General features: G+C 65.7%; 10 protein-coding genes. 3 read left to right on the plus strand and 7 right to left on the minus strand.

Annotated features, from left to right (window positions below):
* The 6 genes from ACCQ10_RS11585 to ACCQ10_RS11610 all read right to left on the minus strand — a co-directional run bounded on the left by ACCQ10_RS11585 (position 1) and on the right by ACCQ10_RS11610 (position 8175).
* Entirely contained in the window at positions 1–1620 is a 1620-nt protein-coding gene (locus tag ACCQ10_RS11585) for a glucoamylase family protein (RefSeq protein WP_047694946.1), read from the minus strand.
* Between the two features lie 103 nt (positions 1621–1723).
* Complete coding sequence (locus ACCQ10_RS11590) at positions 1724–4702, minus strand: TonB-dependent receptor (protein WP_372360712.1); 2979 nt, start codon at positions 4700–4702, stop codon at positions 1724–1726.
* 103 nt (positions 4703–4805) lie between these two features.
* The gene (locus ACCQ10_RS11595) at positions 4806–5828 is read right to left on the minus strand and encodes a LacI family DNA-binding transcriptional regulator (RefSeq protein ID WP_372360713.1); all 1023 of its coding nucleotides are present in this window, start codon (positions 5826–5828) and stop codon (positions 4806–4808) included.
* Positions 5829–6302: 474 nt separating this feature from the next.
* Positions 6303–7405 (minus strand): IS3-like element IS1389-B family transposase gene (locus ACCQ10_RS11600; protein ID WP_223574235.1). Its coding sequence is split into 2 segments (ribosomal slippage): positions 6303–7147 and positions 7147–7405, totalling 1104 coding nucleotides; the frame shifts between segments, so codons are not numbered across the junction.
* Positions 7406–7609: 204 nt separating this feature from the next.
* A complete protein-coding gene (locus tag ACCQ10_RS11605; protein WP_047694949.1) occupies positions 7610–7879 on the minus strand; it encodes a BolA family protein in 270 nt (89 codons plus the stop codon).
* Positions 7876–8175, minus strand: a complete 300-nt coding sequence (locus ACCQ10_RS11610) for a YciI family protein (RefSeq protein WP_372360714.1) — start codon at positions 8173–8175, stop codon at positions 7876–7878. The genes ACCQ10_RS11605 and ACCQ10_RS11610 overlap by 4 nt, the downstream gene beginning before the upstream one ends.
* Positions 8176–8525: 350 nt before the next feature.
* Between ACCQ10_RS11610 and ACCQ10_RS11615 the strand changes: the two genes are divergently transcribed.
* The 3 genes from ACCQ10_RS11615 to ACCQ10_RS11625 are packed head-to-tail and all read left to right on the plus strand — an operon-like array spanning position 8526 to position 12289.
* A complete protein-coding gene (locus ACCQ10_RS11615) occupies positions 8526–9431 on the plus strand; it encodes a segregation and condensation protein A (protein WP_039412622.1) in 906 nt (301 codons plus the stop codon).
* A gap of 13 nt (positions 9432–9444) precedes the next feature.
* The gene (scpB, locus tag ACCQ10_RS11620; RefSeq protein WP_372360715.1) at positions 9445–10659 is read left to right on the plus strand and encodes an SMC-Scp complex subunit ScpB; all 1215 of its coding nucleotides are present in this window, start codon (positions 9445–9447) and stop codon (positions 10657–10659) included.
* A complete protein-coding gene (locus ACCQ10_RS11625; RefSeq protein ID WP_228315223.1) occupies positions 10652–12289 on the plus strand; it encodes a pseudouridine synthase in 1638 nt (545 codons plus the stop codon). Before scpB ends, ACCQ10_RS11625 begins: the two co-directional genes overlap by 8 nt.
* A gap of 204 nt (positions 12290–12493) precedes the next feature.
* On the opposite strand, the gene ACCQ10_RS11630 is transcribed toward ACCQ10_RS11625, so the two are convergent.
* Entirely contained in the window at positions 12494–12931 is a 438-nt protein-coding gene (locus ACCQ10_RS11630; RefSeq protein ID WP_047696531.1) for a hypothetical protein, read from the minus strand.
* Positions 12932–13068: the final 137 nt, after the last annotated feature.

The following is a 13068-nucleotide window of genomic DNA, read 5'->3' on the forward strand; positions in this document are numbered from 1 at the left end:
TTACTCGGGTTTTTGGCGTTGCGAGGGGTCTTGCTGGGCCTGGGCGGCGGCGGCACGCGATTCGGCCATGCCCAGCGAGCGGGCAGCTGCCTTTTGCTCGTCCTTCTGCGGCAACGGCTGCGGCTCACCCTCGGGCGTGAGCCAGCCACCGGTGAAGCCGGCGCGTTCCAGACCAGCGCGGATGTAGGGGTTCTTTTTCATCACCGTCCAGACGAATTCGTTCTGGTAGTTGGCAATCATCGCCAGGATCGGGCCCTGGTCGATGGCGATGTAATCGCTGGCCACCCAGCCGCGGTCCGGCACCATGCGCCCGGTCTTGAGCGGGATGTCGTAATTGAAGCTGGGGTTGAACGAGTCCAGGAACCCGTAACTGGAATACAGGAAGTTGCCGTAACGCTTGTGCATTTCCTCGGTGGCCGGGATCACCACTTCCGGGGCGAACACGATCGAGGAGATCGCCGCCGACGGCACGATGGTGCCGTCGTCGAAGTTTTCGCGCAGGCCGGCGCCGCGCGAGGAGTAATGGCGGAACTGGCGCTGCTCGCCGCGGTATTCCTGGCTGGTGTTCTGCGGGCCATCGCCGGCGGTCAGGCCCCAGACGTTCTCGCCGTAGTCCTTCCACTTCATCGGGTTGTCGATGGCGTAGTCGCGCTGGGCCAGGGTGGCGCGGCGGCTGTTGAGGAAGTAGTCGATGCCGCGTTCGCGCATGTACTGGTCCTGGATATCGCGGAAGTCGATCCAGACATGGCTGTACTGGTGGCCGAACAGCGGGCCGAAGGACAGGTATTCCTGGCCCTGGTACACGCCCCAGTCGTTGTTGTAGGTGCGGGTCCAGCTGGTCCACGCTTCCGGGTCGACGCCGTGCGTGGGCGAGCCCAGCGCGAGGATGTACAGCATCATCGCCTCGTTGTAGCCCATCCAGTCGTGGTCGATGAAGCCGCTCTCGGGGAACCAGCCCATCGAGATCAGCGGCGCACGCTGCTGCAGCCAGCGCCAGTCCACGCGCTTGTAGAGCGTATCGGCGATCTGGCGGATTTCTTTTTCGCGCGGGTCCTCGCCGTCGTAATACGACTGGGTGAACAACACGCCCATCATCAGCAGTGCGGTGTCCACGCTCGACAGTTCGACCCAGCTGTCGTAGCGGTTGCCCTGCTGCATGTCGAGAAAGTGGTAGTAGAAGCCCTTGTATCCGGCCCGACCGGTCCGCTGCGGCCCCATCGGAGCGTCGCGGAAGAATTTCAGGGTGGTCAGGGTGCGGTCGATCGCCTGATTGCGGCTGACCCAGCCGTTCTCGATGCCGATCGGATACGCGGTCAGCGCGAACCCGACCGAAGCGATGCTGGCAAACGGACGCGACGGAAACCGGTCCGGGGACAGTCCGTTGAGTTCATTGGTGGTGTCCCAGAAGAACTGGAAGGTGCGGCGTTCGATGTCCGAGAACAGCGGCGGCAGCGGCGGCTTGACCGGTTTGGGCGGCAACTGCGCCTCGATCAGGATGACTTTCACCGGCGCCTTCTTTTCGGCCACCTTGGGTTCCTCGGCCTGTTTACAGGACGCCAGCAGCAGCGCGCCCAGCAATAGTGGAATCGTCAACCAACGCGACGTGTTGCCCCTGTCCATCCGCCCCCCGCTTGTGTAATCGATTACATCTCGCACGCCAACCTACCCTATCCAAGCGCCGAGTTCGACCGCCCCGGCCGTGTTGCCGGGGCGGTCGAGGACCTTACCAGTCCAGACCGAAGGCCAGACGGAAGGTACGCATCGGCGACGCCAGCACACCGGTCGGTGTGCCGTAAGCCGTGTTCAAGTCTGCCAGTGTCCCGGTGTCGCCGTTAAAGTTGGCGTAGTTCACCCAATTGAACACGTTGAGGATATCCGCACGCACGTTGAATTTGACACCTGCGCCGGTATCCCACTGCTTGTTGGCCGCAATGCTGAACTCCTTGTAGCCTAGGGTGCCGTCAGGCTTGAACTGGATGATGTCGCATTGATCGTTGCCGGCAAGGCAATTCTGGCCGTAGCGCGCGGTCTGGCTGGCCAGCGACAGCTTGCCGGACAGCTTGATCTCGTACGGCAACTCATAGATGCCGGTGACCACCAGGCGGTTCTTGGGAATGCCGCCGGCTTCACGCCAGCCGTAATCCTGGATACGTTCGCGGTCCAGCGCGTAGTGCTCGCCGAACTGGCGGTTCTCCTTGGCATCAGAATAGGTATAGGCCACGGTCAGGCCCCAACCGGAGTCTTCGTCGAACGGCTTTTCGATCTGCAGCGCGAGCTGGTTGTTGCGGGTCTCCACGCCATTGGTGCCCAGCACGATGGCGCTGTAGCCATCCGGGCCGTCGGTCGGCACGCCCGAGGTGGTGCCCGGCTGGAAGAACGAACCGTCGGGCAGACGGTTGCCGCGCAGGAACGCAAAGCCGTCGTGGCTTTCGATGCGGCTCAGGGTGACATCGGTGAACCAGTCCTGGCCCCACAGCGGCACCATGTTGCGCATGCCGATGCTGAATTGGTCGGAGTACGGGGTCTTGATGTTGTTGTCGATCAGGTAGATCTCGCGCCCGCCGCCGCCGGCACTGGTGGCCGCCAGCGCGTCGAGCCCTTGCTGGGTGCTGTAGGCCGGATTCCACGCCGTGCACGGGTCGCCCAGGCACGCACCGTTGTTGGCGCTGGTGAAGTAGTAGCTATACGACTTGAACGAGTTGTTGAGCTGCTCCAGGGCCAGGTAGTCGAAGATGTTGCGGTCGTACGCACGGCCGGCACCGCCATAGATCACGTGGGCCTGGTCGCCGAACAGATCGTAGGACGCGCCCAGGCGCGGCTGCCAGGCATCCTTGAAGGCCTTGCGGTTGTTGCCGGTGCTGATGAAGTTGTTGATGTTGTAGTTGGCGTTTTGCAGGTTGGGCCAGTTCTGCAGCGCACCGGCCACATCCGTCGGGGTGACGAAGTCCAGGAAGGCCGGGGTTTCTTCGTAGTCGTAGCGCACGCCCAGGTTCAAAGTCCAGTGCTCGTTGACCTCCCAGTCGTCCTGCAGGTAGATGCCGTATTGCTTGTTCTTGGACACCACCGACCCGCCACCTTCCACCAGCGGCGCGCCGAAGCGCACGCGGTACGGCGTCTGCACGTCGGTGAGGATGTTGTAGTAGTACTGCGGGTTGGCCGGATTGAACTGGGTCGAGTCCAGATCGATGCTCTTGAACTTCACGCCCATCTTGACGGTGTGGGCGCCATGCCATTCCAGGCTGTTCAAGGTCAGGTCGTCCTGGAAGGTCCAGCCCTTCTGGCCCTTGCGCTGGAAGCTGCTGCCGGCGCCGGCAGACAAGACTTCGTCCTCGATCCCGCGCACCGGCACGTAGCTCAGCACGTAGCCGGTGCCGTCATTGAGCGGCGCCTGGTTCCAGAACGCGCTTTCGTAGCTCAGGTTGGCTTCGTTGAGGAAATTGGCGCCGCTGTACTGCCAGCGCAGGTTGGCGCGCTTTTCTTCCTGGCCGTTGACGCTGCCGTGCTCGTAGGTCGAGGTGCGGCCGACGTCGTTGAGCTCGTCTTCCTTGCGATACTTGCCGGTCAGCTCGAACAGGTTGTTCTCGCCGATGGTCCAGTCGATCTTGCCGAAGTACAGGTCTTCCTTGAACGGCGTGCTGTAGGTGGCCACCAGCGGCTGCAGCTGCGCCGGCAGCTGGTCGATACGGTCGGAATAGATCGAGCCGGGGATCACCACATTGGGCGTGGTGTATTCCTTGGCTTCATAGGCGATGAAGAAATGCGCCTTGTCCTGGAGGATCGGGCCGCTGAAGGTGGCGCCGTACTGGGTTTCTTCGAAGTCGTCGCGCACGCCGGCCTTTTTCTCCAGCGGGCTCTCCTCGCGCCAGCCGTCGTTGCTGGTATCCCAGAAGAAGCTGCCATGGAAATCGTTGGTGCCCGACTTGGACGAGGCCACGATGGCCGCGCCGCTGACCTGATCGAACTCGGCCTTGTAGTTGGAGGTGATGACCTTGTATTCGCCGATCGCCGATTGCGGGAACGGGTTGCCGCGGCTGGAATCCTGGCCACTGACGCCGCCGGTCAGCACGTAGTTCTTCTGGCTGACGCCGTCGATGTAGACGTTGGTGCCCTCGGCCGAGGTGGCGCCCGAGCGCACCTTGGTGGTGCCGTTGGCGTCGCGGGTGAACTGCACGTTCGGCACGGTGTCGGCCAGTTCCAGGAAGTTGCGCGTGGCACGCGGCAGGTTCTGGATCTGCACGTTGGAGATGTAGGTGGCGTTCTCGGAGGTACGGGTTTCCACCAGTACCGGTGGCGCCTTGACCTGCACCGCATCCAGCGTGGTGGCGTTACCACCGGCCGCCGTGGCCGGCTCGCCGCCGACGCCCAGGTTCAGGGTGGCCGTCTGGCCAACCTGCACCGTCACGTTCTGCGAGCTGGTCTGGCCGTTGGCGGTGACGTCGATGCGATAGGAGCCCGGCGGCAGGCCACCGACCGAGTAACCGCCGTTGCTGACCTGCACGGTCCGGGTCAGTCCGGTGGCGAGATTGGTCGCGGTGACCTGGGCCTGCGCCGCAGGTACAGCGTCGACGGTGACCTGGCCTCGGATGGTCGCCGCGGTGCTCTGCGCAAACGCAGGCGCGGCGCCCAGCAGCAGGCAGCTGACCAGGGCGCAGCTGAGCAGCTTGCGCGCCGGGCGCGCGGTATGGGAGTGGTGGTGGCGCATTGGTCCCTCCAGGGATCGGTACAGATTGTTGTTGTGGCGTTGCGGTCTTGCAGGAACGACCGCCGCGGGGGCAGCGGGAGCGGACAGGACGTCCGCGAAAAGGTCAGCCGCCGGCGTCGCCGGCACCGCAGGACGCACGGATCACCAGCTCGGGCCGCAGCAGTTGGCGCAGGCCGTCGTCACCGCCGGGGGCCTCGACCAGCCGCATCAGGCGGGTCATTGCCTGCTCACCCAGGCGCGCGATGCTGACCCGCATCGTGGTCAGCGCCGGGTGCACGAAACGCGCGAGCGGGATGTCGTCGAAACCGGCCAGCGCAACGTCGTCCGGGACCACGATATCGGCCTGCGCAAACGCGTAGAGGCAGCCCAGCGCGGTCATGTCGTTGGCCGCGAACACCGCATCGGGCAGGGGGCCGGCGGCCAGCATGGCCAGCCCCGCGCGATGGCCGGAGGCTTCGTCGAAGTCGCCGGCATATTCGATGCCCTGCGCCTGCTCACCGTGTGCGGCCATCGCGTCACGAAACCCGCGCAGGCGCTCGCGCGCATCGAAATTGAGCGCCGGCCCGCCGATGAAGGCGATGCGCCGGTGCCCGGCCCGCAACAGGTGCTCGGTCATGGCCATGGCGCCGGCGTGGTCGTCGATGCTCAGCACCGGATAGCCGGCTCCGGGCAGGTGGGTATTGATCAGCACCGTGGGCAGCGACTGCGGCAGGTTGTCGGTCAGGAAACCGGGCTGCTCGGCATACGGCGAAAGCACCAGCAAGCCATCCACCCGGCCCCGCATCGAGCGCAGCGCCCTGCCCTGGGCCTCCGGATCACCGTGATAGCTGGACACCAGCAGGTGCTGGCCGGCAGCGCGGGCGGCGCCATCGATGCCACGGATCAGCTCGGAAAAGAATTCGCCGTACAGGTCCGGCAGCACCACGCCCAGGGTCTGGGAGCGCCGGCTGCTCAGGCTGCGCGCAGCAGCGTGCGGGCTGTAGCGCAGCCGTTCGGCGACCTCCATGACGTGCTGGCGTACCGGTCCGGCCACGTTGTCGTGCCCGTTGAGCGCGCGCGACACCGTCGCCACGGACACCTGCGCTTCCCGTGCAACATCTTTGATGGTGACCGCGCCCTTGGCCATGCGTGTCGCCCTCCGCGACCGGCTTCCCAAAACTGGCGCGGACTGTAAGCGTTTTCATAAGCGGGCGTAAACCCCTGTCGTCACGCGTGTGAAACCGCTTACAGATCAAGCATCTGCAAGTGATGAATACGTGAAGCAATGTGCTGCGACGCAACAAATACGTGCCCATGTGTCCACAAACGAAGCACAACGCGGATCACGGTTGGCGGTTTTCTCCGCGGCGTGACCGGTGCGGGCATGACCACCCTGCAAGGCGTGTCGGGCTGTCGACAGCGCGCGGGCGAAGTTCGTGACACCGACGCGCCAGCGCGGCTACCAAGGGCTGAATCTCTATCGTGTCGCGCCTTGCAAGTAGCTCGCAGAAAGAGTGCGTGATGGGCCATCGCGGCAATGCAGCCGCGCTCAGGTTTACTACGGCTATGTCATGGAGGTGCTGCTGCCACGACGTCCCCCCGCCCTGAGTAGCGGTCGGGTTTAGAGTCCGGGGTTGATGATATCGGTGTTTGCCAGATGTTGGGCATAAGCGGACGGCGTCATGCCGCCAATTGCTTTCTTGGGTCGGTCCTCGTTGTATTCGCGTCGCCAGCGTTCGATCTCGGTGCGCGCATGCAGCAACGTCGGGAACCAGTGCTCGTTGAGGCATTCGTCGCGCAGCCGGCCGTTGAACGATTCGACGTAGGCGTTCTGGTTTGGTTTGCCCGGCTGGATGAGCCGTAGCTGCACACCCCGGTCATGCGCCCAGGCAACCATCGCTTTGCCGCAAAACTCCTTGCCGTTGTCGGTGCGGATCACCTGCGGCAGGCCGCGACTGTGTGCCAACCGATCCAGCACGCGCGCAACCCCGTGCCCGGAGATCGCGCGTTCCACCTCGATGGCGACCGCTTCGTGCGTTGCGTCGTCCACGATCACCAGACACTTGATCACTCGGCCGTCGGCGGAGCGGTCGAACACGAAGTCCATCGACCACACCTGGTTGGCCTGCGCTGGCCGCAGCAGCGGCTGACGCTCGCCAACCGGTACCTTCTTGCGCTTGCGGCGCCGGACTTGTAGCTGCTGCTCGCGATACAACCGCTCCACGCGCTTGTAGTTCACCAGGCGTCCTTCCTGTCGCAGCTTGAGATAGATCATCCCCACGCCGTAGCGGCGATGGCGATGCGCCAACGCAAGAATGCGCTCGCGCAGTTCGCCATTGCGGTCTTGACGTGGGCAATAGCGCAGCGCGCTGGCGCTCATGCCGATCGCCGCCAACGCACGACGCTCGCTGGCACCACGCCCGATCCACTCGCGCACCAGCGCACGACGCGCCGGTGCGCTCACCACTTTTTTCGCAAAGCATCCTTGATCAGGTCATTCTCGAACAACTGCTCGGCCAGCAACTTCTTTAGCCGCGCGTTCTCGGCCTCAAGGTCCTTGAGCCGCTTGGCGTCGGGCACGCTCATGCCGCCGAACTTGCTGCGCCACAGATAGTACGAGGCCTCACTGAAGCCATGCCGCCGGCATAAGTCCTTGATCGCTATGCCCGCTTCGGCTTCGCGCAGGAAGCCGATGATCTGCTCTTCGGAAAAACGCTTCTTCACGTCCAATCTCCTTGGGGTAGGGAATTGGACTCCAAACTGAGGTGCTACTCAAAATTGGGGGGACGTCGGCCAGGCGCCATGGCTGGGTCGTCCACCCAGGCACTGCCGCGCCCGTAGGAGCGCACCCGGGCGCGACAGAGCGTTACCGATAAAGCCCCGTCGCGCCCGGGTGCGCTCCTACATGACGCGGTCTGGGCGCTCCGGCTAGCCGGCTTCCCCCGGCGCCAATGCCTCGATCGACAAGGCATGGATATCGGTCTGCATCATCTCGCCGACGGCCGCGTACACCGCGCGGTGGCGCGCGAGCGGCGGCTTGCCGGCGAAGGCGGCACTGACCACGCGCACATTGAAGTGCCCGCGCCCGTCGCGTGCGCCGGCATGGCCTGCGTGGCGATGACTGTCATCCACCACCTCCAGCTCGGTCGGCGCCAGCGCCGCCTGCACCGCCGCGCGGATTCGCTCGACCCGGCTCATGGCAACACCCGCCGGAACGGGCGGACCTCCGTGCGCACGTACACGCCGGCCTCCACGTACGGGTCGGCGTCGGCCCATGCGCGCGCATCCTCCAGCGCGTCGAACGCGGCGATCACCACACTGCCGCTGAAGCCGGCCGGACCAGGATCCTCGGCGTCGATGGCCGGGCATGGGCCCGCTACCAGCAAGCGGCCCGCTGCCGCCAAGGCCTGCAGGCGCACCAGATGCGCCGGTCGCGCCTGCTGCCGCGCCGCCAGGGCGTCGGCCCGGTCATACCCTTCGATTACGTACCACACACGCCACCTCGCCAGAACTTGAAGATCACCGCCCGATTCTAGCCGCGTCAGTGCTGGACACCGCCCCCGCGCACGCATTACCCTTGGCACCACTGCACACGCAACCGGACGCAGCGGCCCGTCGGCCCAGGCCCCACGCCACACTCGACGAGCGATTCGCTGCCCACCGCCGGCTCGCGTAGACGACCTCCTCGCTGTTCCGTCGCCGCATGCCACGCGGCGCACGTTATATGTGGATTTGTAGGATCGTGCCGGCCCAGGCACGACATTGATCGTAATAACTCAAGGCAAAGCCCTGCAGGCGCGGCTTCAGACCGTGGCCGGCGACCGTAAGACCCGATGTCGACCTGATGAATTCCGAACTCGCGCACGTCGCGACTCCGCCAGCCACGAGCGCGCCGCCACAGCAGCAGGAAATGCCGCTGGCGGTGGTGCATGGGCAGCCGGTGCTGCAGATCCCGCAGGATCTGTATATCCCGCCGGACGCGCTGGAAGTCATCCTGGATGCCTTCGAAGGCCCGCTGGACCTGCTGCTGTACCTGATCCGGCGCCAGAACCTGGATATTCTGGATATACCCGTGGCCGAGATCACCCGGCAGTACGTGGACTACATCAATGTGATGCAGGAGCTGCGCTTCGAACTGGCCGCCGAATATCTGGTGATGGCCGCGATCCTGGCCGAGATCAAGTCGCGCATGTTGTTGCCGCGCCCGCCGAGCCAGGATGGCGAAGAAGAAGATCCGCGCGCCGAGCTGGTACGTCGCCTGCAGGAATACGAGCGCTTCAAGCAGGCCGCCGAGGATCTGGACACCCTGCCCCGCATGGGCCGCGACAGCGCGCCGGTGCAGGCGCATCTGCCCGAGCGCGCGGCGGTCAAGCTGCCGCCGCCGGTGGAACTGAAAGAAATGCTGATGGCGCTGTACGACGTGCTCAAGCGCGCCGAGCTGTTTACCGGCCATGCGATCAAGCGCGAGGCGCTGAGCGTGCGCCAGCGCATGGGCGATGTGCTGAGCCGCCTGGACGATGGCAGGTTCTATCGCTTCGAATCGCTGTTCACTGCCGAGGAAGGCAAGCTCGGCGTGCTGGTCACCTTCCTGGCGCTGCTCGAATTGGCCAAGGAGCAGTTGCTGGACATCGTGCAGGAAGCGCCACTGGCGCCGATCTACGTGAAGTCGCTGGCGTTGGGAAATACCAACGCGCCGCTACAATTCTCCAGCGAATTCGATGACAGCGATGCTGCCAACGAACCTATCTGAAGCCGATCACCGAATGGATCAAGCGCTGATCACCCGCATCATCGAAGCCGCCCTGCTGGCGAGCAGCCAACCGCTGACGCTGGCGCAATTGCAGGGTTTGTTTCCGGAAGAAGAACCCGCGCCGCCCGGCAGCGTGGAGCGCGCGCTGGAACTGCTGCGCGAGGGCTGCGCCGAGCGCGGCGTGGAACTGGTCGAGGTGGCCTCGGGCTTCCGCTTCCAGGTCAAGGCCGAGGTGCATGGCTGGGTGGCACGGCTGTGGACCGAGCGCCGCACCAAGTACACCCGCGCCACGCTGGAAACGTTGGCCTTGATTGCCTACCGCCAGCCGATCACCCGCGGCGAGATCGAGCAGGTGCGCGGTGTGGCGGTCAGCAGCAACATCATCCAGGCGCTGGAAGAACGCGAGTGGATCCGCGTGGTCGGCCACCGCGATGTCCCCGGCAAGCCCGCCCTGTTCGGTACCACCAAGGGCTTTCTGGATTACTTCGGGCTCAAGCGATTGGACGAGCTGCCGCCATTGTCTGAGTTGAAGGACATCGCCGAGCTGGAACCGCAGCTGCCGCTGGACCGCGACGGGCAACTGGATGGCGCCGTGCCGGCGTCGGCAGCGATGCAGACCGGGCAGGATCAGGCAGATGCCGATGCGGCTAGCGCTGGAGGCCCCGATGCGGACGCAACTGCTGATGGCGCCGACGTTGATGGCGCCGACGTTGATGGCGCTGATGCAGACGCCACCAGCGCTGACGCCGCGGCCGATGACAGCGACATCAGCGCGACGCGGGAGGATCTGGAAGCGCCCGGGACCGCCGCGGTGGCAAGCCAGGACGGCAGCTCCCAGGCAGCGACCGATCATCAGGCCAATGCCGGGCGCGATCCCGAAACAGACATCGACACCATTGCCGACCAGCACGCGCCGGCAACGGCCAGCGATGCCGAGGTCGACCAGCAACACCACGCTCTTCACGACGCCATCGACATGGACGATGCCGACGTGACGGGCGCGCAGACACCGCAACACCCCGGGCGTGCCCCGGCGCAGGATCAGGATACGCACCACCCAGATGACGCCCGCGAGGGCGACCCCGACACCGCGCCGGGAACGCGCGCGGATGCAGTGAACGAAGACGAAGACAACGCCGTCGCGACGACGACCGTGGCTGTTGACGAAGCCGATTCCGACCCAGAGGCCGACCCGCAACGCGGCGGCCGGAGCCAGACACATGAGTGACACCCCCCGCAAGCTGTCGTTGAACAAGCTTTCCCTCAAGCGCGACAGCGCGCCCGAAGCGCCCAAGCTGGAGGAGCGCCTGCACAAGGTGCTGGCCCAGGCCGGCCTGGGCTCGCGCCGCGCGCTGGAGCAGCGCATTGCCGATGGCCTGATCAAGGTCAATGGCGCCGTCGCGCAGACCGGCATGTCGGTGCGCAGCGGCGACAAGATCGAACTGGACGGCCGCAGCTTCGTGGCCAGCGCGCTGACCGAACCGTCGCGCGTGCTGATCTACAACAAGCCCGAAGGCGAAGTGACCACGCGCGAAGATCCCGAAGGCCGCCCGACCGTGTTCGAGTCGCTGCCGGCACTGAAGGGCTCGCGCTGGATCGCCATCGGTCGCCTGGACATCAACACGACCGGCCTGTTGCTGCTGACCACCGACGGTGAGCTGGCCAACGCGATGATGCACCCCTCCTACGAGGTCGAACGCGAGTACGTGGTGCGCGTGCGCGCCCCGGAAGGCGAAGAAACCGTCTCCGACGCCATCATCGAGCGGCTGTCGCGCGGTGTGTTGCTGGAAGACGGCGGCGCCAAGTTCGACGAGATCGAGCGCATCGGCGGCACCGACTCGCACGACTGGTTCCGCGTGGTCGTCAAGGAAGGCCGCAACCGCGAAGTGCGCCGCCTGTGGGAATCGCAGGGCTGCCAGGTCAGCCGCCTCAAGCGCAGCCGCTACGGCAAGATTTCGCTGCCGCGCGAACTGCTGCGTGGTCAGTCGGTGGAAGTGGCGCAGGAGAAGGTGGAAAGCCTGCGCGCCGAACTCAAGCTGGAAGAAGGCGCGCCGTCGGCGCTGACCCTGCAGCCGGTGATCGGCCAGCGCCGCGCCGCCAAGTCCACCGTGCACGTCTCGCGCGATGGCCGCAGCAATGCCTACGTCAACGGCCAGACGTCCGGCGCCGACGAAGGCCGTGAGCTGCGTCGCTTCGACAACCTGCGCGAAGATCGCGGCCGCGGCGGCCGTGGCAAGCCTGGCGGGTTCAAGGGCGGCCTGACCGTCAGCGGCGAAGCGGCGGCCAAGCAGTCGCAGCAACGCCCGTTCAAGCAGCGCGGCCCGGCCAAGGGCGATCGCTCGCTGCCCGATGGCAACCCGGCGGCATTCCGCAGCTGGTACGTGCCCGATGGCGTGAGCACCGGCCCGAGCGGCCACCGCAACGCCGGCCCGGGAGGCAACAGCACCGGCCAGGCACGTCCGTATGCCAAGAAGGGTCCTGGCGGCGCGCGTCCGGGTGCCGGCGGCCAGGGCCGCGGCGGCGCAGGTGGTCAGGGTCAATCGCAGGGGCAAGGCCAGGGACAGCGCAAGCATCCCTATGGTCACCCGGGCAACGCGCCGATCTTTCCGTCCGATCATGCCAACCCCGGGTTCAGCCCGTATGGCGCTGCGCGTCCTGCCGGACGCCCGAGCGGCGGCCGTCCGGCGGGACCGGGCGGTCATCGCGGCCCTGCAGCCGGCAATCGCGGCCCCGGTGGTCCGGGCGGTGGCGCGCGCGGACCGGGTGGTCCCGGCGGCGCACCGCGTGGTGGCCCGGGCGGCCGTCCGCCGGGTGGCGGCAACCGTCGTCCGCCAGGCGGCGGCAATCGCGGTCGCTGAGCATCAGTTGATCCGCACAACAAAAAACGGCCCCTCGCGGGGCCGTTTTCTTTTGTTGTGGCCGACACGATGGACCGTCGACTGGAGCAGAGGATTCCGCCGGGTCCACTCAGGCAGTCGCGCCAGCAGCCCCTGTCTTGCGCAAGCTTGCCGCGAGGCAGGAGCCGCACGCATCGGTCGATGCGCGCGACGCGATGCTTCCGCTTACTTGCGGCGTTCGATCACGAAGTTGCCGACATTCACACCCAGATCCACACCCTCGCCGGTACCTGCCAGCGCGAGCGAGATATCGCCCTTGGTGACCACCTGTGCGGTGCTCGACTTCACGATGCCCGCGTGCGCTTCGGCAGCGGCATAGGTGCCGAACAGGTCGTTGAGGCTATAGGCACCGGAGAACGACCCACGGCCGCCGGTGATCTTGGACTTGCCGACCGTCAGGCCGCCGCCCTTGCTGGAAATCTTGACCGGGATGACCGCGCCGTTGTCGCAGGTGATGGTGCCGGTGCCGCTGGCGGTCTTGTAGAACACCGACCAGCCGGACAGATTGAACTTCAGCTGGCAATCGATATTGCCGGCGGCCTGCGCCTGCGGGGCCAGCGTTGCCGCGCCAAGCAGGGCAAAAAGAGACAGTGACTTGATCATGTGTGCGTTGCCGGTGATGGACGTGGCGCGAGACTAGCAGCGCCGATGTGGCAGCCGCGACAAGGTGGCGGCAGCGTTCCAACTCGCGTTCAGCCAATCATTACCTGCATCCCGTCCCTGCGTGGGTGCTGCGGGCA

The sequence above is a fragment of the Xanthomonas sp. NCPPB 1325 genome, assembly GCF_041477645.2.
Lineage (GTDB): Bacteria > Pseudomonadota > Gammaproteobacteria > Xanthomonadales > Xanthomonadaceae > Xanthomonas > Xanthomonas cannabis.

Coding starts and splice junctions, on each gene's coding strand:
- ACCQ10_RS11585 (WP_047694946.1), bottom strand. CDS start 1,620: ATGGACAGGGGCAACACGTCGCGTTGGTTGACGATTCCACTATTGCTG.
- ACCQ10_RS11590 (WP_372360712.1), bottom strand. CDS start 4,702: ATGCGCCACCACCACTCCCATACCGCGCGCCCGGCGCGCAAGCTGCTC.
- ACCQ10_RS11595 (WP_372360713.1), bottom strand. CDS start 5,828: ATGGCCAAGGGCGCGGTCACCATCAAAGATGTTGCACGGGAAGCGCAG.
- ACCQ10_RS11605 (WP_047694949.1), bottom strand. CDS start 7,879: ATGAGCCGGGTCGAGCGAATCCGCGCGGCGGTGCAGGCGGCGCTGGCG.
- ACCQ10_RS11615 (WP_039412622.1), top strand. CDS start 8,526: ATGAATTCCGAACTCGCGCACGTCGCGACTCCGCCAGCCACGAGCGCG.
- scpB (WP_372360715.1), top strand. CDS start 9,445: ATGGATCAAGCGCTGATCACCCGCATCATCGAAGCCGCCCTGCTGGCG.
- ACCQ10_RS11625 (WP_228315223.1), top strand. CDS start 10,652: ATGAGTGACACCCCCCGCAAGCTGTCGTTGAACAAGCTTTCCCTCAAG.
- ACCQ10_RS11630 (WP_047696531.1), bottom strand. CDS start 12,931: ATGATCAAGTCACTGTCTCTTTTTGCCCTGCTTGGCGCGGCAACGCTG.